The following is an 18,978-nucleotide window of genomic DNA, read 5'->3' on the forward strand; positions in this document are numbered from 1 at the left end:
GATCAGCCTTCGAGTTCGGGAAAGATGTGCCGGCCATCCGCACTGAGGGGGAGCGGGCGCACCCATGCCACCGCGTCGAGGCCGAGCGACCCGTAGAGATGGGGAAACAGCGCACCTCCGCGCGAGCGCTCCCAGCGCAGCGCCGCGGGATCGAGAGCGGCGGCGCGGATGGCGACCAGCACGAGGTCATGCTGCCCGGCAAAGTGCCGGCTTGCCGTCTCGGCGACCTGCGCCGCGGTGGAGAAATGGATGAAGCCATCGGCGTGGTCCACCGGCGCGCCGTCGAAGCGGCCGGCGGCCTCGGCGGCCTGCCAGAGCGCACGCGGCGCGATCTTGTAGATGAAGTCGGTGATGATGCCGGTCATGGGCCGCCCCGTCGGTCATGGCGCAGATGAGGGCGCCGCGCAGGCTGTAGCGGGCGCCTTGCCGGCTGGCAACGCCGGCCCTCTGGACTTTGGCCGAAATAGGTTCTAATTCCTATCACATAGACAAAATTCCGTCGCTCGGGAGTCGCCATGCTGACCCACGCCCAGATCTGGCGGGCCATCGACCGGCTGGCGGAGCGCCACGGTCTCAGCGTCTCGGCGCTCGCCAAGCGTGCGGGCCTCGATCCCACCAGCTTCAACCGCTCCAAGCGTGAACAGCAGGACGGGCGGGCGCGCTGGCCCTCCACCGAGAGCATCGCCAAGATTCTCGCCGCGACCGGCGCCTCGCTCGACGACTTCATGGCGCTGCTGGACGACACGGCAGCCGCCCGGCGCGCCATCCCGCTCATCGGCTTCGCGCAGGCCGGCGGGGGCGGCTATTTCGATGATGCCGGCTTTCCCGTCGGTGGCTCCTGGGACGAGATCGCCTTTCCCGATGTCGGCGACGAGCACGCCTATGCGCTGGAGATATCCGGCGATTCCATGCTGCCGCTCTATCGCGACGGCGACCTCGTCGTCGTCTCTCCTGCCGCCCCGGTGCGCCGCGGCGACCGCGTCATTGTGAAGACCCGCGAGGGTGAGGTGCTGGCGAAGGAACTGAAGCGCCGCACCGCCCGGACGCTCGAACTGCGCTCGCTCAACCCCGAGCATGCCGACCGGATGCTGCAGGAGAAGGACATCGCCTGGATCGCCCGCGTGCTGTGGGCGAGCCAGTAGGCCGCCGGGCGAGCCGGCAACCGCACAAAGGAACGGCCCCAAAGGCGGGGCCGTTCTTCTTCCCTAGACTTGGCTTATCGTGGGCTTGCTCGCGGAGCCCCGCGCCATCAGCAGCGCACGGCGATCGGGTTGCCCCAACGGTCGCGCGTCCAGCATTCGCGGGGCGAGGTCGCCGCACCGACCACGGCACCCGTCGCAGCACCCACGCCGGCGCCAATCGCCGCGCCGGTGCCGCCGCCGGCAATGCCGCCAATGATCGCGCCGGTGCCGCCGCCGATCAGCGCACCACCCGCGGTGCGACGCTCCGTGGTGGTGCAGGCGGCGGCGCTGAGTGCGACGGCAGAGATCACAAGGACCTTGAGCATTTTCTTCCTCTCCACACTGGCCCGACGGGCTCATGAATGGCCGCCCCCGGGGCTGGCCGCTCGAACTCCATGTCGGTAACGCGCCGGGCTACTCCCGGTTCCTCCGGTACCGCACTTAGGCGAACCGCCCTTCCTACGGCGCTGAAGACGGATTATCATAATACGTACATATATTTTCTGTATTTTATTCTCTTCGTAACCGCGTGACCTTGCCTGGAGGCAGCCATGACCATCCGTCTGGGAGACGTCGTTCCCGACTTCGAAGCCGAGACCACCGAAGGCCCGATCAAGTTCCATGAATGGCTGGGTAACTCCTGGGGCGTGCTGTTCTCCCATCCGAAGAACTTCACCCCCGTCTGCACCACCGAGCTCGGTCAGGTCGCGCGGCTGAAGCCGGAATTCGACCGCCGCAACGTGAAGGTCATCGGCCTGTCGGTCGACCCGCTCAGCGCGCATGAGGTATGGGCGCAGGACATCGCGGAGACGCAGGGCTACGCCCCGAACTTCCCGCTCATCGCCGACCAGGACCGCAAGATCGCCGACCTCTACGACATGATCCACCCCAACGCTTCCGACACCATGACCGTGCGTTCGGTGTTCGTCGTCGGGCCGGACAAGAAGCTGAAACTCTCACTTACCTATCCCGCCAGCGCGGGCCGCAACTTCGACGAGATCCTGCGGGTGATTGATTCGCTGCAGCTCACCGCCCAGCATGCCGTCGCCACCCCGGCGAACTGGAAGGACGGCGACGACGTGATCATCGTCCCTTCGGTGAGCGACGAGGCGGCGAAGGAGAAGTTCCCCGGCGGCTGGAAGACGCTGAAGCCGTATCTGCGCGTGGTCGCCCAGCCGGGCAAGTGAACCGCACCACCCGCGCGGCCCGGCCTACGGGTCGAGCCGCTTGCGGTACTGGACGAAGCCCGACCGCTCGGCGACGCCGGAATAAAGTCGCTGGGCGGCCGTGTTGGTCTCGTGGGTCAGCCAGTAGACCCGCGAGCAGCCCATGGCCCGCGCCGCGCCATAGACATGGCGGATCAACTCGCGCCCCACGCCTCGTCCCCGCGCGGCCTCGCTGACGAACAGGTCGTTGAGGTAGCAATAGTCGCCTTCCGTCCAGGTGGTGCGATGGCGGATGTAGTGCACGAGCCCCAGCGCCTGCCCGTCGCCATCCATGGCGAGCGCACCCCACATCGGCTCGGCCTCATCATTGAGCCGCTGCCAGGTGGTAAGGCTGGCCGCCTCGGGGATCGTCACATCATAGAAGCGCTGATAGCCCTGCCAGAGCGGAAGCCAGAGCGCGTGGTCGTCCGGCGCGAGGGCGCGAATGGTGCTCATGCCAGCACCGCGCCCTTGAAAAGCTCGACACCGCGCAAGAACTCCTCCGCCGCCAGGGCGCGGCTACCGGCCTTCTGCACCTCGACCAGCCGCACCGCGCCCTCCCCGCACGCAACGGTGAGCCTGTCGTCCAGCACCTCGCCCGGCCTTCCTGCACCGGCACCGAGCGTCGAGCGCAGGACCTTCACCCGCATGCCGCCGAGGTCGAACCACGCACCGGGAAAGGGCGAGAGGCCGCGAATATGGTCGTGCACCTTGCGCGCCGGCTGCTGCCAGTCGATCCGCGTCTCGCTTTTCTCGATCTTGGCGGCGTAGGTGACGCCGTCCTCCGGCTGCGGCGTGAAGTTCAGCGCGCCCCGCTCCAGCGCCGCCAGCGCCCGGCCCATAAGGTCGCCGCCGACGATCATCAGCCGGTCGTGCAATTCGCCCGCCGTCATGTCAGGTCCGATGGCGACGCGCTCGATGAGGCCGACCGGGCCGGTATCGAGCCCGGCCTCCATCTTCATCACCGCGACGCCGGACTCGGCATCCCCGGCCATGATGGCGCGCTGGATCGGCGCGGCCCCGCGCCAGCGCGGCAGCAGCGAGGCGTGCACGTTGAGACAGCCAAGTCGGGGAAGATCGAGGATCGCCTGTGGCAGGATGCGGCCATAGGCCACCACCACGGCGACGTCCGCCGCATGCGCAGCGAAGGCCTCCGCCGCCTCGTCGGTGCGCAGCGTCGAGGGGGTGAGCACCGGCACGCCGAGCTTTTCCGCCGCGCGATGCACCGGCGAGGGCACGAGGTCGAGCCCGCGCCGCCCGCCCGCCGCCGGCGCGCGGGTATAGGCGGCGACCACCTCATGGCCGCTGCCGACGATCTCCGCCAGCGTCGGCACGGCGAAGTCCGGCGTGCCCATGAAAACGATGCGCATGCGGGCCCTTTCGGCCGGCGCGGCGCGGGCTCAGGCCCCGTCGCGCTCCTTGTCCCTGGCGAGCTTGGTGAACTTCTTGATCACCCGGTCGCGCTTGAGCTTCGAGATGTGGTCGATGAACAGCACGCCGTTGAGATGGTCGATCTCGTGCTGCACGCAGGTGGCGAACAGGCCGTCCGCATCGATTTCCTGCGTCTCGCCGTTCAGATCCATGTAGCGGACCTTCACCTGCGCCGGGCGCTCGACATCGGCATAATATTCCGGGATCGACAGGCAGCCCTCGGAATAGACCGACAGTTCCTCGGAGGCGCCGATGATCTCGGGATTGATCAGCGCGATCGGGTTCTTCTTCTCTTCCTCGCCCTCGTCGTCACTCTCGCGCTTGGCGACATCGACGGTGATGATGCGTTCGGGAATGCCGACCTGGATCGCCGCCAGCCCGATGCCGGGCGCGTCGTACATGGTTTCGAACATGTCCTCGACGATGGCGCGCACGCGCGCATCCACCCGCATAACGGGATCGGAAATCAGCCGCAGCCGGGAATCGGGGATGATGACAAGCGGACGTATCGACATGCCGTTCAGATAAGCGTTGGCCCGCGCGCGGTCAACGGAGCGAGTTGCCGTGTCGCGGGGGATTATGTTCACTTTCTGTTCGCACACATCGCCAAATCTGCTAGAAGCCATACGATGGATCAGGTCCTGTTCGTCTTCGGCAGCCATCCCGTCACGCTGGCGCAAGCGGCGGCCGGCGCGGCGGCGCTCGGCTTCCTGCTGCTGCTCGCCGTGCTGCGGGCAGTCTCGCGCAGCGCGCGGCAGAACGCCGTGGAGGCGGACGAGCAGGCCCGGCGCGCCGACGAACTGGAGGAGCGGCTTGCCGCTCTTGCCCGCACCCAGGCGGAAACCATCGGCCGCGTGCAATCCATGACCGAGCTGCTGGCGCAGCGCCAGGGCGAGCTCGCCCGCGCGGTCGCCGAGCGGCTCGACGCCTCTTCCTACCGCATGGGCGAGAGCCTCGCGCGCTCCAGCGAGGCGACGCATGAGAACCTCGCCAAGCTGAATGAACGCCTCGCCCTCGTGGACCAGGCACGCCTCAGCCTCGGCGAATTGTCGGGGCAGGTGATGAGCCTGCGCGAAACCCTGTCCAACAAGCAGGCGCGCGGCGCCTTCGGCGAAGGCCGGCTGCAGGCCATCATCGCGGACGGGCTGCCGCGCGACAGTTTCGCCTTCCAGCACACGCTGACCAATGGACGGCGCGCCGACTGCGCCATCTTCCTGCCGGGCGACAAGCGTCCGCTGCTGGTCGATTCCAAGTTTCCGCTGGAGGCCGTCACCGCCTTCCGCGAGGCGCAGACGCCGGAAGCGCGCAAGCAGGCTGAAACGCGTCTGAAGACCGACGTCACCCGGCACATCACCGACATTGCCGAGCGCTACCTCGTCAGCGGCGAGACGCAGGATGTCGCGCTGATGTTCGTGCCATCCGAATCCGTCTATGGCGAACTGCACGAGCATTTCGACGAGGTGATCCAGCGCGCTTTCCGCGCCCGCGTCATACTCGTCTCTCCCTCGCTGCTCATGCTGGCGGTGCAGGTGGTGCAGGCCATCTGTAGGGATGCGCGCATGCGCGAGCAGGCCGACCTCATCCGCGCCGAATGCGGCAGGCTGGTCGCCGACGTCATCCGCCTGCGCGACCGCGTTGGCAATCTGCAGAAGCACTTCGGGCAGGTGAACGACGACGTGGCGCAGGCGCTGACCTCCGCCGACAAGATCGCCCGGCGCGGCACGCGCATCGAGCAGCTCGAATTCGAGGCGGATGGGCCTTCTGACACGGCCGCCGATGAGCCGCTCCCCGCGCCGCTCGGCCTGCGCGGCGCCGCGGAGTAGAGGGGCGCGCCGCGCGCACGCAGCCGAGTTCCCCTGCGCGGCCATGTCTCCCCTTGTCTTTCCTCCCTCCAATTCGCAGATGAAAGGCTTTCTGATAGTCTGATAGAATCTTTCTATCGTCCTTGTTCAGGAAGCGTCTGCGTGATCGACCGTTTCGAACTTCTGCTCGCCCTCGCCAAGGAGCGTCATTTCGGCCGCGCCGCCGAATCCTGCGGCGTAACCCAGCCCACCCTCTCCGCCGGCCTCAAGCAGCTCGAGGAACAGCTCGGCGTGCGCCTCGTCGAGCGCGGCTCACGCTTCATCGGCTTCACTCCGGAGGGCGAGCGCGCGCTGCAATGGGCCCGCCGGGTGATCGGCGATGTGCGCGCCATGCGCCAGGAGATCGCCGGCATGCGCAAGGGCCTCAGTGGCCATCTGCGCATCGCCGCCATCCCCACCGCCATGCCGATGCTCTCCGAGCTCACCACGCCGTTCCACGAGAAGCATGCGGATGTGCGCTTCACCCTGATGTCGGCCTCCTCCAACGAGGTGTTGCGGCTGATCGAGAATCTCGAGGCGGATGCGGGCATCACCTATCTCGACAACGACCCCGTCGGCCGGCTCAAGACCTTCCCGCTCTACAAGGAGGGCTACCGCTTCCTCACGTCCGTCGACGCCCCGCTCGGCGACCGCGCCCGCGTGACGTGGGAAGAGATCGGCCAGGTGCCGCTGTGCCTGCTCACCCCGGACATGCAGAACCGGCGCATCGTCGACAAGCAGTTGCAGGAAGCCGGCCACACCTCGACGCCGATGCTGGAGGCCAACTCCACCATTGCCCTGCTCTCGCATGTGCGCACCGGCAAATGGGCCAGCGTCGTCGCCAAGACGCTGGCGGACGTGTTCGCCTTCCCGCCCAATATCCGCTCGATCCCGATCGAGGAGCCGGAAGTGCTGCATCAGATGGGTCTCGTGGTGCTCGACCGCGAGCCGATGACGCCGATCGTTACCGCCCTGATTCAGGAGGCGCGCGCCATCACAACCGAACTCACGGCACGCATCTGACGCCGGCGACGGCGGGGAACCTCACGCACGCCCGTTCGTTGTGTCGTCACAACGGGCGGCATCGCGCCGCCAACATCCATCGGGCGGCAACCGCCGCCAATATGCGTGGAGGCTTATCCGATGCTGGGTTGGGCGCTTACCTTTCTCGTCGTCGCGCTGATTGCCGCGGTGCTCGGCTTCGGCGGCATCGCCGGCACCGCGATCGAGATCGCCAAAATCATCTTCTTCGTTGCCATCATCCTGTTCCTCGTCTCGGCCGTCGTCGGCCTGTTCCGCGGCCGGTCGAGCCGAATGCCCTGATCGGGCAGACGCGGGGGAAGACACCATGGCGACAGGAAAGAGCCCCCGGCAGCACGGCCGGGGGCTCTTTTCGTTCGGGTCTTACCGATGTCGCCCGACAAAGCGAAAGCTGCGGGCAGGACACGTGCATTCAAGACACGTGCATTCAACACAAGCGCGTCCCACACCCGGCCGCTATCGCGACCCGGCCATTCAACATTTACGGTGATGAAAAATTGGGGTGGCCGGGTTCAGACCCGTTCGCCGGCAATGATGACGGCCCGCATCGTCGTATCGGGACCGAAGTCGCCGACATCGTCGATGGCGAGCAACTCGCCGAGCCGCCGGCGCGCCCGGTTGACGCGGCTTTTAATGGTACCGACCGCGCACTGACAGATATCCGCAGCCTCCTCATAGGAGAAGCCCGAAGCCCCCACCAGAACAAGCGCCTCGCGCTGGTCCGGCGGCAGCTTGTCCAGCGCGCTGCGGAAGTCCTCGAAGTCCAGATGCGTGTCCTGGTCCGGATTGGTCGTCAGCGTGGCCGCGAACGCTCCGTCGGAATCGGGAACCTCACGCCGGCGCTTGCGATATTCCGAACGGAACAGGTTGCGCAGAATGGTGAACAGCCAGGCCGGGAGGTTGGTCCCGACGCGGAAGCTGGAAATATTGGCGAAAGCGCGCAGTAGTGTCTCCTGCACGAGATCGTCGGCACGGTCGACATTGCCGCTGAGCGATATGGCAAAAGCCCGCAAATTCGGAATGGCGGCGATGATCTCGTCGCGCAGCGCCGGGTCGAACTTGCTCACCGCCGACCTCCCCCCGTTCCAGAGGAGCCGTCGTCCGCATCGTCGAGCCGCGAAAGCAGGTCCATGAACCGGTCCGGCACGCCCTGACGCACGACGTCATCATACATGGCGCGCAAATGCTGGCCGATCTTCGCCTGAATATCGCTGCCGAGCGCGGTGCCACTCACCGCGCCGGCATGATTGTTGGTCAGGGTTTCCGCGCTGGCGGTGTGCCCCCCGGTCTGCTCTTCATTCATCTTCTCTTTTCCCGACATTGAGCCCCCAAGAGGAAAGAGGTTGGCTCCGTCGCACCTTGCCAACCCATAACGACGGAGCGGCAGGCAGGTTCCGGGAGCAGGACGATTTTCGAAATTAATTTTTCCCCCATTATGGAACCGTCCACTTCATGGCACGTTAACGGTCGCTTGCCTTTTGCATCTGGGGAGACGCGTGTGAGCACTTCGCAACTTGTTGCGCAGCATCTGCCTTTTCTGCGCCGTTACGCCCGTGCGCTCAGCGGAAGTCAGTCCGCGGGGGATACCTACGTAACCGCTCTGCTGGAAACGCTGGTCGCCGATCCTTCCACACTCGATCGCAACGTCGATGCGCGGGTGGCGCTCTACCGCCTGCTCACGCGGCTGTGGGACTCGGTATCCATCAATTCCGAAGTCGATCCCGTCTCGCCTCCCATCCAGGGAGAGCGGCGCCTCGGCCATATAACGCCCGTCGTGCGGCAAGCGTTCCTGCTGGTGTCGCTGGAGGGCTTCAATGAGGAAGATGCCGCCGCGGTGCTCGAGATCGACGTACCGACATTGCGCCATCTCGTTGAGGATGCCGGTCGTGAGTTGGCGGCCGAGATCGCGACCGACGTGCTCATCATCGAGGATGAGCCATTCATCGCGCTGGATCTCGAAGGCCTCGTCGAGGGTCTCGGCCATCGCGTGACCGGCATCGCCCGCACCCACACCGAGGCGGTGAATCTGGCGCGCCGCAAGGCACCCGGCCTCATCCTTGCCGACATCCAGCTGGCCGACGGCTCCTCGGGGCTCGATGCGGTGAACGAGCTGATCGAAAACGTCGAGGTTCCGGTGATTTTCATCACCGCCTATCCCGAGCGCTTCCTCACCGGCATCCGGCCGGAGCCGGCCTTCCTCATCGCCAAGCCGTTTCAGCCTTCCACGGTCGCGGCAGTCATCAGCCAAGCGTTGTTCTTCGAACGGAAGGCGCGTCCGCGGGAGCAGCGCGCCACCGCGTGATCAAATAAATGCTGTCGATCGACGTAGGTCTCATCGACGATGGCGCGCGCTGGATCACCGTCCTGTCGTGCCTTGCCATCGCGTGCGGCGTCATGCTGCTGATCATCCGGCGCCCGGAGCTTTCCGGGCGCATGAAGTTTCTGGGCTATGTCCTGGCGGCCCTGCTCGCCATGCTCGCCCTGCTTTCCGTGCTGGCGACCATGGACAATGGCGGCGTGCCGTGGCTGCAATCCCTGGTACGGATCGGCCTCGCCGTATTGAACCTGGTCGGCGCCATCGCGCTGTGGACCAATCTGCGCGCGCTGACGGAACTGCCCTTGCCCACCCATGTCGTGCGCGAGCAGCGCCGTCTGACGCTGGAGCTTGCCACCGTCCTGCAGCGCTATGAACTGGCGCTGCGAGGGTCCAACGTGGCGATATTCACCCAGGACCGCGAGCTTCGCTATACCTCGGTGAGCAAGCCGCTGTTCGGCGTCCCGGTGGAGCAGGTGCTCGGCGCCAATGACGCCGATCTTCTTGGGGAGCTGCGCTCGCAGTCGCTCAACCTGCTGAAGCGCGAGGCGCTGACCGAAACCGAGCCGCGCAAAGGTGAGATGGAGGTCGAGGAGGACGGCGCCCGGCGCTGGTACGATCTGCACATCGAACCGTTGCGGGATCTCTCGGGCGCCACGGTCGGACTGACCGGCGCCGCCGTCGATGTCACCGAGCGCAAGGAGAACGAGCAGCATCTGCGCCTGCTGATGCGCGAACTGACCCATCGCTCGAAGAATCTGCTGGCGGTCATCCAGGCCATGGCGCGGCAGACCGCCCGCCACGCCGGCTCCATCGACGAGTTCGTCGAGATCTTCAGCGCCCGCCTGCAGGCGCTCGCCCGCTCGCACGACCTGCTGGTGCAGGAAGGCTGGCACGGCGCCTCCCTGACGGAGATGGTGCGTTCCCAGCTCGGCCATCACATCGACCGGGAGAACAGCCAGGTCAGCTTGACCGGCCCGGACATCTTCCTGAAGCCGGAAGCCGCGCAGAATATCGGCCTCGCTTTGCACGAACTGTCCACCAACGCCGCCAAATATGGCGCACTGTCGATGCCGAGCGGCCACGTGTCCATCACCTGGGCGCGGCGCCAGCCCGAGGCCGGCGGCGGCTTCGAACTTTCCTGGACGGAAAAGGGCGGCCCGGCCGTCGTCGAGCCGAAATCACGCGGCTTCGGTTCGCTGGTCATCGAGCGCAACCTCGCCCGCGCGCTCGACGGCAAGGTGGACGTGGAGTTCGCCCCGTCCGGACTGCGCTGCTTCATTTCCGTGCCCGACCAGCATCTCCTCCCCGGCCGCTAGCTTTTGCACCGCCCGCGTCGCGTGGATCGATCCCGGCCGCTGGCGAACGGGAATCGGACGCGCAGATCGGCAATGCGCCGCGCGGAACCGAAATTCCTTACGCGCGTTTAACCATAAGCTGACGGGCAGCGGCGGACGTCGTTTTGCGTGCCGCTTGCCTAAGGCTCTCACGAATATGGTCGCTCGCGGATAACAGTCCGGCGAGAGCGTTAGGCTCTCGCCGTGATGGAGGGATTCGTTCCGTCTTCCGTGCAGCGAATGGCTGGTGGAGGTTGTGTGATGAAGGCTCTGGTCCGCGCCGCCGGCGGCGCTTCACTCTATTTCCTCGGCGCGGCCTCGGGCTTCGCGCTCGCCATCCCGTTGGCGGCCGTGGCGCTCGGCGCCAATACGGGTGCGCGCATGACGCCGCCCGTGGTCAGCCTTTACGGCCCGCCGGCTCTCCCGATCCAATCGCACATGATCAACCGGACCGCCAAGGGATCCCGGCTCGACATCCGCACGCCCGTGGCGCCGGACAGCTCCACCATGGTGGCCAAATCCGAGCCCGCGACGCCCGATGGTTCACTCGCGGAACGCGTGACCGCCGAAACCATCACGCCGTCGATCTCGCGCCCCATCCGGATAACCCCGGCCGACCCTGTCCCGACCCGGCCGGCACGCGCGACGCCCAAGGGCTGCCTTTCGTCGATAGGCGCGACACGGGCCAATCTCGCGACCGACGAATTGACGGTTTGCATCGCAGACGCAGCGATGATCCGAGACTTGGAGTAATATAATAGTACAGCTCCTAAGTTCATTATTTTGAATAATTAACGGAACTCGACCCTGTCCTGAATGTTGTCTCAACATGCGATCGATTATCAGATCGTGAAGAAATAAATACCGCATTCAGTACAGGAGAAAGACGATGACCAACAAGCTCGTGACCCTCACGGCCGTCGCCGCCCTGTCGCTCGCCCCGGCGGTTGCCCTGGCGCAGAGCCCGACGCCCGAAACGACCACTCCCCCAGCCGCCAGTCCGGTCGCCCCGGACGCCGGCACCCCGCAGGCCCCGGCCGCGGAGATGCCGAATTCCACCGCGCCGAGCGCCATGCCGGACAACAGCGCGGCCACTCCCACCGCCGTCACCGCAACCCCGAAGTTCGTGAGTGCGCAGTCGAGCGGCCAGTGGCTGGGCTCCGATCTGATCGGCACCGATGTCGTGACCTCGACCGACGAGAAGCTCGGCTCGATTTCCGATGTGGTGGTGGAGCGTGACGGCAGCATCGTCGCGGCGGTGATCGATGTCGGCGGCTTCCTCGGCATCGGTGCCAAGCCGGTCGCGGTGTCCTTCGACAGCCTGACCCCCACCCCGACCGATGACGGCCAGAAGATCGTGGTGGCGCTCACCAAGGAAGAGCTGAACTCCGCTCCCGAATTCAAGTCGCTGGAGCAGGCGCGCAGCGAGACCTCGGACGCCGCCGCCAAGACCAACTGAGCGGGCGGCTCCCCCGAGCCCCCTCCCCGGTAGCGACGAAGCGGGCTCTGCCCCTCTCGTCACGATGGACATGCCCGGCCACCGCGCCGGGCATGTCGCGTTTTGGCGCGGCATTTGGGCAACTCGCGCGCGGCCTCGATCTCCGCGCACGATGACGCGGACGACAGGATCGGCTAAAGCGATGGACCGATCAGCCGGACCCCGACATGAACGAATCTCCCCGCCGCCGCCGCGCCGACCATGCGTTCAAGGAACTCTTCGATATCGACGCCATGCGCGGCGAGCTTTCCGGGCTTGCGGTGCAGGTGCTCGGCGACGGCAAGGCAGGCCGCGAGATCGAACTGCGCGGGCAGATGGCGCGCCGTCTCAAGACCGCCTACCAGAACGGCCACGCCGTCGCCCAGCGCTGGCTGATGGAGGAAGGCTCGGGGCGGCGCTGTGCCGAGCGCCTCTCGCGCCTGCAGGACGAGATCATCCAGCTTGTCCACGAACTGGCGGTGAAGTTTCTCTACCGCTCCGACAACCCCTCTACGGCCGAGCGCATGGCGGTGGTCGCTGTCGGCGGGTATGGCCGCGGCCTGATGGCGCCGGGCTCGGACACCGACATCCTGTTCCTGTTGCCCTACAAGCAGACCGCCTGGGGCGAGAGCGTCGCCGAGGCGATCCTCTATGTGCTGTGGGACATGGGCCTGAAGGTCGGTCACGCCACCCGCTCGGTCGACGAGTGCATCCGCCAGGCGCGCGGCGACATGACCATCCGCACGGCGCTGCTGGAGGCCCGCCTCCTCCTCGGCGAGAAATCGCTGTTCGACGAATTCGTCCAGCGCTTCGACAAGGAAGTCGTGCAGGGCACGGCGGTTGAGTTCGTCGCCGCCAAGCTCGCCGAGCGCGAGGACCGGCTGAAGCGTGCCGGCCAGTCGCGCTATGTCGTCGAGCCGAATGTGAAGGACGGCAAGGGCGGCCTGCGCGACCTGCACACGCTGTTCTGGATCGCCAAATATGTCTACCGCGTCCACGAGACGCGCGACCTCGTCGCCGCCGGCGTGTTCACCGCCGACGAGGCGAAGATCTTCCGCCGCTGCGAGGACTTCCTCTGGTCGGTGCGCTGCCACCTGCATTTCCTGACCGGCAAGGCCGAGGAGCGCCTGTCCTTCGACCTTCAGCGCGAAATGGCTGAGCGGCTCGGCTACGTGTCCCATCCCGGGATGCGCGACGTCGAGCGCTTCATGAAGCACTATTTCCTGGTCGCCAAGGATGTGGGCGATCTCACCGCCATCGTTTCGGCGGCGCTGGAGGAGCGGCACGACAAGCCGGTGCCGCGCCTCAACCGCATGATCGCCCGGCTGCGCCGCACCCCGCGCCGCACGCTGAAGGAAAGCCGCGACTTCATCGTCGACAATGACCGCATCAATGTCGCCGACGCCAGCGCCTTCGGCCGCGACCCGGTCAACCTGATCCGCGTGTTCCAGCTCGCCGGCAAGCAGGGCCTCGCCTTCCACCCGGATGCGATGCGCCTTGCCACCCGCTCGCTCAAGCTGATCGATCAGCAGCTGCGCGAGAACCCGGAGGCGAACCGGCTGTTCCTCGACATTCTCTGCGCACGCGACACCGCCGAGATCGTGCTGCGGCGGATGAACGAGACCGGCGTGCTTGGCCGCTTCGTGCCGGAGTTCGGCCGCATCGTGGCGATGATGCAATTCAACATGTATCACTCCTACACGGTGGACGAGCACCTGATCCGCTCCATCGGCGTGCTGGCGAAGATCGAGCGCGGCGATCGGCCGGAGTTTGGCCTCGCCAACGAACTGGCGCAGCAGATCAAGAACCGCACGCTGCTCTATGTTGCCGTGTTCCTGCACGACATCGCCAAGGGTCGGCCGGAAGACCATTCGATCGCCGGTGCCCGCGTCGCGCGCAAGCTGTGCCCGCGCTTCGGCCTGTCAGCGAGCGATACCGATACGGTCGCCTGGCTCATCGAGCAGCACCTCACCATGTCGACCATCGCGCAGTCGCGCGACCTGTCCGACCGCAAGACCATCGAGAACTTCGCCGCCGTGGTGCAGAACCTCGAACGCATGAAGCTGCTGCACATCCTCACCACCGCTGACATCGCCGCCGTCGGGCCGGGCGTGTGGAACAACTGGAAGTCGCAGCTGCTGCGCACGCTCTATTACGAGACCGAGCCGGTCGTTACCGGCGGCTTCCTGGAGAGCAACCGCAGCCAGCGCGTCGCCCGCGCGCAGGCCGAATTCCGCAACGCCCTGCCGGAATGGGGCGCCACAGCGCTCGACGCCTATCTCGGCCGGCACTACCCGACCTACTGGCTGCAGACCGACCGCGAACAGCAGGTGGCGCATGCCCGTTTCATCCTGGACGCGGAGGCGCAGGGCCGGGCGCTCGCCACCGCTTCCCATACCGATGCCAAGCGCGGCATCACCGAGCTGACCGTCTTCGCCCCCGACCACCCCAAGCTGCTCGCCGTCATCGCCGGCGCCTGCGCCAGCGCGGGTGCGCACATCGTCGATGCGCAGATCAGCACCACGACGGACGGGCGCGCGCTCGACACCATCTCGCTGACCCGCGCCTTCGAGCTCGACGAGGACGAGATCCGCCGCGCCGACCGCATCGCCGCCGCCATCGAGAAGTCGCTCTCCGGCGAGATCCGTTTGCCGGAGGTCGTCGCCAAGAAGCTGCCGAAGCGCCCGCGCGCCTTCACCGTCGAGCCCGAGGTCACGCTCAATAATTCCTGGTCGAACCGCCATACGGTGGTGGAGGTCTCCGGCCTCGACCGGCCCGGCCTGCTCTACGGCCTGACGCAGACCCTCTCGCGGCTGAACCTCAACATCGCCTCCGCGCATGTGGCGACCTTCGGCGAGCGGGCGGTGGACGTGTTCTACGTCACCGACCTGATGGGCGCGAAGATCATCGGCGCGGCCCGCCACTCCGCCATTCGCCGTGCTCTCTTGCAGGTGCTCGACGCCGACGATGAGGCGAACGCTGCGTAAGTGCGGGATTGGCCGAGCCGCATGAGAGGCTTGTCGCGGGCGCCCCAATCTCGCCCCTTAACCCCCGCTTAAACGACGCGATTTAGAGTTCGTTTACCGGTGGGCATAGGGGATTCACGCGTTTCATGTTCGGACGTCGAGGCGAAGTCGAGCGGCACGAGCCGGTGCTGAGCGCACGCGGTGGTGGAGCCGATCTGCGTCTCACCGCTGACGACCGCCCGACCCTCGGTGCCGCCCCCATGGCCCGCGAGCGCAGCTCCGGCGGCGGCGCCAAGGCGAAGAAGGGTTCTTCCGCCGGCGCGGCCAAGGGTAGCTCCAGGGGCAACGCCACCGGCACGGCGCGCGGCGGCTCTGGCGGCAGACGCCGGCGCAGCCCGAAGCGCGGGCTGCTGACCCGGCTATTCTACTGGACCGTCGTGCTCGGCATCTGGGGCGTCATCGCGCTGGGCGGCCTCATCGCCTATGAGGCGAGCCAACTCCCCCCGATCCAGAACCTCGCCATTCCCGAGCGGCCGCCGACGGTCATCATCGAGGGCGCCGACGGCAAGGCGATCGCCACGCGCGGCGAGATGGGCGGCGCCAGCGTGCCGCTGCGCGCTCTGCCGCCCTATCTGCCGCAGGCATTCGTCGCCATCGAGGACCGGCGCTTCTATTCGCATCACGGGCTCGACCCCATCGGCCTCGCCCGCGCGGTGTTCGTCAATCTGACACGCGGGCGCCTGCGCGAGGGCGGCTCGACGCTGACCCAGCAGCTCGCCAAGAACCTGTTCCTCACCCAGGAGCGCACGCTCTCGCGCAAGGTGCAGGAACTCATCCTCTCGATCTGGCTGGAGACGAAATACTCCAAGAACGAGATCCTCGAACTCTACATGAACCGCGTCTATTTCGGCGCGGGCGCCTATGGCGTCGAGGCCGCGGCCCAGCGCTATTTCGGCAAGTCGGCGCGGCAGGTCACGCTGTCGGAGGCGGCGATGCTCGCCGGCCTCGTCAAGTCGCCCTCCGCCCTCGCCCCCACGCGCAATCTCGAGGGCGCGCAGCAGCGCGCCGAGGTGGTGCTGGCAGCGATGGAGGACGCCGGCTTCATCACACCGGAAATGCAGAAGACCGCGCTGGCCCGCCCGGCCGTGCTGGTGAAGTCGCAGGTGCCGGATTCCTTCGGCTATGTCGCCGACTGGGTGATGGAGCAGCTCAAGACGCTGATCGGCCCGATCGAGCACGATGTGGTGGTGCAGACCACCATCGACCCCGCCTTGCAGGCGACCGCCGACAAGGCGCTGAAGGACGCACTCGCCAAGAGCGGCAAGAAGCTCGGCGTCGAGCAGGGCGCCATCGTGCTCATGGACACCGATGGCGGCGTGCGCGCGCTGGTGGGCGGGCGCTCCTATGAGGAGAGCCAGTACAACCGCGCCGTCACCGCCCGGCGCCAGCCCGGTTCCTCGTTCAAGCCCTTCGTCTACCTCACCGCGATGGAGCGCGGCCTCACCCCGGAGACGGTGCGCGAGGACGCGCCGATCCAGCTCAAGGGCTGGAAGCCGGAGAACTTCTCGCGCGAATATCGCGGCGCCGTCGATCTCAAGACCGCCCTCGCCCTCTCGCTCAACACGGTGGCGGTACGCCTCGCGCTCGAAGTCGGCCCGCCCGAGGTGGTGAAGACCGCGCACCGGCTCGGCATCGCCTCCAAGCTGGAACCCAACGCCTCCATCGCCCTCGGCACCTCCGAGGTCTCGGTGCTGGAAATGGCGAGCGCCTACGCGCCCTTCGCCAATGGCGGCATCGGCGTCACCCCGCATGTCATCGCCCGCGTGCGCGACAAGACCGGCAAGATGCTGTTCTCCTATGCCGAGCCCAGCCGCGGCGTCGTGGTCGCCCCGCCGCACGTCGCCATGATGAACCGCATGATGCAGGACGTGCTGATCACCGGCACCGCGCGCCGCGCCGACCTGCCGGGCTGGCCCGCCGCCGGCAAGACCGGCACCAGCCAGGATTATCGTGACGCCTGGTTCGTCGCCTATACCGGCCGCTTCGTCACCGCGGTGTGGATCGGCAATGACGATTCCTCGCCGACCAGGAAGGCCGGCGGCTCCGGGCTGCCGGTCGAGATCTGGAGCCAGGTGATGAAGGCCGCGCACAAGGACATGCCGCCCGTCGCGCTTCCCGGCGCTGGCAGCTACCTGCCGCCGGGCGTCACCCCGCCGGGCGACGTGCCGGAAGAGCCCGTGGTCACCGGCGGCCCGCAGGCGGCTCCCGCCGCCCCACGCCCCGGCCTCGACAACTGGCTGATCGACAAGTTGTTCGGCCGCAGCTGAGGCCGACCCGTCTCAGTCGTCCTCGGCGCCGTAGCGGTGCAGCTCGGCGCCATGCCTCTTCAGCCACAGCTCGGCCGCCTCGCGTTCGGGGAACAGGCGGTCCACCGTCGCCCAGAAACGCGGGCCGTGGTTCATCTCGCGCCGGTGTGCCACCTCATGGGCGGCGAGATAATCCAGCACGAAGGCAGGCGCCAGGATGAGCCGCCAGGAATAGGACAGCGCCCCGGTCGCCGAGCAGGAGCCCCAGCGGCTCGCCGTGTCGCGCAGCGTGACGCGGGTGATGCTCACGCCGAGCGCGGCGGCATGGCGCTTGGAGGCATCGATCAGGTCGCGCCGCGCCTCGCGCTTGAGGAAGTCGGCCACCCGCCGCCCGACATGAGCCACCTCGCCCGCGACATTGAGCACGGCCACGCCGTCCTCCTCGCTGGTCCACACTGTGCCGCGCACCCCTAGCCGGTGGACGATGCGGGAGGGCACGCCGCGCAGCGGGATCACGGCATCGGGTGTGAAAGGAACGGTCTGCGGCAGCCGGGCGAGCCGGACCTTGATCCAGCCGGCGTGGCGCTGGGCGAAGTCATAGGCCTCGCGTAGCGTGCCGCGCGCCGGCAGCGTCAGCGCGACATCGCGCGTCGCCGCCCGTACCCTCAGCGTGTAGCGGCGGGCACGCGCATTGCGGCGCAGAGTGACTAGGATTTCCTCATCGTCGAGACGCAGCCGGAAATGATCCGGCTCAGGAGCCGGCGAAGCTTTGGGGCGCGCGGGACGAAACAGCATCACTTCAGGAAGCCGGGGAATCTCAGCGCCATTATGGCGCATTCCCCGGTCCGTTTCACCCACGCACGGTCATGTCCGTGGGAAAGCATGCGGCGCTCAGCGCGCCACCCGGCGCCGGTTGCGGTCTTGCACCGGCTGGTAGGCGATGCGCGAGTGAAAGGCGCAATAGGGCAACCCGGTCTTGGTGCGGCTGCCGCAATAGAAGAAGTCGGACTTGCCCGGCTCGCCCACCGGCCAGCGGCAGGTGAACTCGGTCAGGTCGAGAATGGTGCAGCGCTCCGCCATCGCAACAACGTTGGACACGGGATCCGGCAGTTCCTCCGGCTCCGGCTCCATGACCGGGCGGATGACCTGCGCGAGCGCCGTATTGCCCTGCACCATCGGGCGGGACGCCGGGCTCGAGGCGGTGGGACGCGGCTTACGGGGGCGCGGCGCGGGAGCGGCAATCGCCTTGGCGCGGCCGGAGAGCCCGAGGCGGTGCACCTTGCCGATGACCGCATTGCGGGTGACGCCGCCGAGTTCCGCCGCGATCTGGCTCGCCGAGAGCCCTTCCGACCAGAGTTTCTTGAGCAGCTCGACGCGCTCATCCGTCCAGTTCATCGCCCTGCCTCCATCGAACTAGCCCATGCCTCAGACAGAATCCCGCGGCGCGCCGGCCAAGGGACTTGGCCGGGCAAAAACGCCGCTAACGCCACTAAGGGAATGCCGCCGCACGAGATGTCGTATCTGACGAGAGGGAGGCTACAATATGCGTAGACTCACGCCCAGTAGGTTCACGTCCGAAACGATCGTTTTCCCCAGTTGAGAGTCCGTATTGCAACACTTCCGAAACGAATTGAGTCGGATCAAGCACTTGGTCCGACCCGCCCCCGTCGACCTGATCCCGGCAAGGCTGAGGTCGTTGCGATCTTCGGTCCCCCAACGCTGAACGGCCGGGGGCAGGACGAAATATCCGACCCCGGATATTGTGAATGTTGACCCTTGGGCGGTCTTCTATAAAATTCGGGATATCGGGTGCCGCCCCCGCAAGGGCGGCACATTTCGTTTTTGGACCTGCCCTCGACTGATCCCGCGGGCGTGTGAT

20 protein-coding genes are annotated in these 18,978 nt (G+C 66.9%); 11 read left to right on the plus strand and 9 right to left on the minus strand.

Translation table 11 applies throughout. From position 1 onward, the window contains the following. Positions 1-2: 2 nt before the first annotated feature. Positions 3-365, minus strand: a complete 363-nt coding sequence (locus tag ACO2RV_RS11830) for a DUF952 domain-containing protein (protein ID WP_423293104.1) — start codon at positions 363-365, stop codon at positions 3-5. Positions 366-515: 150 nt separating this feature from the next. On the opposite strand from ACO2RV_RS11830, the gene ACO2RV_RS11835 reads away from it, so the two are divergent. Further along, positions 516-1,142 (plus strand): S24 family peptidase, encoded by a 627-nt coding sequence (locus ACO2RV_RS11835; RefSeq protein WP_423293106.1) that lies wholly within the window; start codon positions 516-518, stop codon positions 1,140-1,142. A 107-nt stretch (positions 1,143-1,249) separates the two neighbouring features. Here ACO2RV_RS11835 and ACO2RV_RS11840 read toward each other — a convergent pair whose 3' ends face one another. Continuing rightward, positions 1,250-1,507 carry a YMGG-like glycine zipper-containing protein gene (locus ACO2RV_RS11840; protein ID WP_423293108.1) on the minus strand — a complete coding sequence of 86 codons (258 nt, stop codon included), beginning with the start codon at positions 1,505-1,507 and terminating at the stop codon, positions 1,250-1,252. 225 nt (positions 1,508-1,732) lie between these two features. Here ACO2RV_RS11840 and ACO2RV_RS11845 point away from each other — a divergent pair, with 225 nt between their 5' ends. Continuing rightward, complete coding sequence (locus tag ACO2RV_RS11845) at positions 1,733-2,368, plus strand: peroxiredoxin (RefSeq protein ID WP_423293110.1); 636 nt, start codon at positions 1,733-1,735, stop codon at positions 2,366-2,368. A gap of 24 nt (positions 2,369-2,392) precedes the next feature. On the opposite strand, the gene ACO2RV_RS11850 is transcribed toward ACO2RV_RS11845, so the two are convergent. Genes ACO2RV_RS11850 through def form a run of 3 tightly spaced genes read right to left on the minus strand, consistent with a single transcriptional unit; the run spans position 2,393 to position 4,332 of the window. Continuing rightward, positions 2,393-2,842: a GNAT family N-acetyltransferase gene (locus ACO2RV_RS11850; protein ID WP_423293112.1), complete on the minus strand. Its 450-nt coding sequence runs from the start codon at positions 2,840-2,842 to the stop codon at positions 2,393-2,395. Then, on the minus strand, positions 2,839-3,756 hold the full coding sequence (gene fmt, locus ACO2RV_RS11855; RefSeq protein WP_423293114.1) for a methionyl-tRNA formyltransferase: 918 nt from the start codon (positions 3,754-3,756) through the stop codon (positions 2,839-2,841). Before fmt ends, ACO2RV_RS11850 begins: the two co-directional genes overlap by 4 nt. A gap of 30 nt (positions 3,757-3,786) precedes the next feature. Beyond that, positions 3,787-4,332, minus strand: coding sequence for a peptide deformylase (def, locus tag ACO2RV_RS11860; RefSeq protein WP_423293116.1), 546 nt, complete (start codon positions 4,330-4,332; stop codon positions 3,787-3,789). A 114-nt stretch (positions 4,333-4,446) separates the two neighbouring features. Here def and ACO2RV_RS11865 point away from each other — a divergent pair, with 114 nt between their 5' ends. The 3 genes from ACO2RV_RS11865 (at position 4,447) to ACO2RV_RS11875 (ending at position 6,981) form a co-directional block, all read left to right on the plus strand. Continuing rightward, on the plus strand, positions 4,447-5,640 hold the full coding sequence (locus tag ACO2RV_RS11865; protein ID WP_423293119.1) for a DNA recombination protein RmuC: 1,194 nt from the start codon (positions 4,447-4,449) through the stop codon (positions 5,638-5,640). A 141-nt stretch (positions 5,641-5,781) separates the two neighbouring features. After that, positions 5,782-6,681 carry a LysR family transcriptional regulator gene (locus ACO2RV_RS11870; protein ID WP_423293121.1) on the plus strand — a complete coding sequence of 300 codons (900 nt, stop codon included), beginning with the start codon at positions 5,782-5,784 and terminating at the stop codon, positions 6,679-6,681. A 120-nt stretch (positions 6,682-6,801) separates the two neighbouring features. Further along, positions 6,802-6,981: a DUF1328 domain-containing protein gene (locus ACO2RV_RS11875; RefSeq protein WP_423293123.1), complete on the plus strand. Its 180-nt coding sequence runs from the start codon at positions 6,802-6,804 to the stop codon at positions 6,979-6,981. A 230-nt stretch (positions 6,982-7,211) separates the two neighbouring features. On the opposite strand, the gene ACO2RV_RS11880 is transcribed toward ACO2RV_RS11875, so the two are convergent. Further along, positions 7,212-7,766: a sigma-70 family RNA polymerase sigma factor gene (locus ACO2RV_RS11880; protein ID WP_423293125.1), complete on the minus strand. Its 555-nt coding sequence runs from the start codon at positions 7,764-7,766 to the stop codon at positions 7,212-7,214. Next, positions 7,763-8,002 carry a NepR family anti-sigma factor gene (locus ACO2RV_RS11885; RefSeq protein WP_423293127.1) on the minus strand — a complete coding sequence of 80 codons (240 nt, stop codon included), beginning with the start codon at positions 8,000-8,002 and terminating at the stop codon, positions 7,763-7,765. The genes ACO2RV_RS11880 and ACO2RV_RS11885 overlap by 4 nt, the downstream gene beginning before the upstream one ends. 195 nt (positions 8,003-8,197) lie before the next feature. On the opposite strand from ACO2RV_RS11885, the gene ACO2RV_RS11890 reads away from it, so the two are divergent. The 6 genes from ACO2RV_RS11890 (at position 8,198) to ACO2RV_RS11915 (ending at position 17,120) form a co-directional block, all read left to right on the plus strand. Next, the gene (locus ACO2RV_RS11890; RefSeq protein ID WP_423293129.1) at positions 8,198-9,001 is read left to right on the plus strand and encodes a response regulator; all 804 of its coding nucleotides are present in this window, start codon (positions 8,198-8,200) and stop codon (positions 8,999-9,001) included. 8 nt (positions 9,002-9,009) lie between these two features. Next, on the plus strand, positions 9,010-10,332 hold the full coding sequence (locus ACO2RV_RS11895) for a sensor histidine kinase (protein WP_423293131.1): 1,323 nt from the start codon (positions 9,010-9,012) through the stop codon (positions 10,330-10,332). A 279-nt stretch (positions 10,333-10,611) separates the two neighbouring features. Then, positions 10,612-11,103 carry a hypothetical protein gene (locus ACO2RV_RS11900; RefSeq protein WP_423293132.1) on the plus strand — a complete coding sequence of 164 codons (492 nt, stop codon included), beginning with the start codon at positions 10,612-10,614 and terminating at the stop codon, positions 11,101-11,103. A gap of 136 nt (positions 11,104-11,239) precedes the next feature. Then, a complete protein-coding gene (locus ACO2RV_RS11905; protein WP_423293134.1) occupies positions 11,240-11,809 on the plus strand; it encodes a PRC-barrel domain-containing protein in 570 nt (189 codons plus the stop codon). Positions 11,810-12,015: 206 nt separating this feature from the next. Beyond that, positions 12,016-14,814: a [protein-PII] uridylyltransferase gene (locus ACO2RV_RS11910; RefSeq protein ID WP_423293136.1), complete on the plus strand. Its 2,799-nt coding sequence runs from the start codon at positions 12,016-12,018 to the stop codon at positions 14,812-14,814. Positions 14,815-14,939: 125 nt separating this feature from the next. Beyond that, positions 14,940-17,120 (plus strand): transglycosylase domain-containing protein, encoded by a 2,181-nt coding sequence (locus ACO2RV_RS11915; RefSeq protein WP_423293138.1) that lies wholly within the window; start codon positions 14,940-14,942, stop codon positions 17,118-17,120. 12 nt (positions 17,121-17,132) lie between these two features. On the opposite strand, the gene ACO2RV_RS11920 is transcribed toward ACO2RV_RS11915, so the two are convergent. After that, entirely contained in the window at positions 17,133-17,894 is a 762-nt protein-coding gene (locus ACO2RV_RS11920) for a M48 family metallopeptidase (protein ID WP_423293430.1), read from the minus strand. Between the two features lie 96 nt (positions 17,895-17,990). Next, on the minus strand, positions 17,991-18,494 hold the full coding sequence (locus ACO2RV_RS11925) for a GcrA family cell cycle regulator (RefSeq protein ID WP_423293140.1): 504 nt from the start codon (positions 18,492-18,494) through the stop codon (positions 17,991-17,993). Between the last annotated feature and the right edge of the window lie 484 nt (positions 18,495-18,978).

It is taken from the genome of Ancylobacter sp. VNQ12, from assembly GCF_049445835.1.
Lineage (GTDB): Bacteria > Pseudomonadota > Alphaproteobacteria > Rhizobiales > Xanthobacteraceae > Ancylobacter.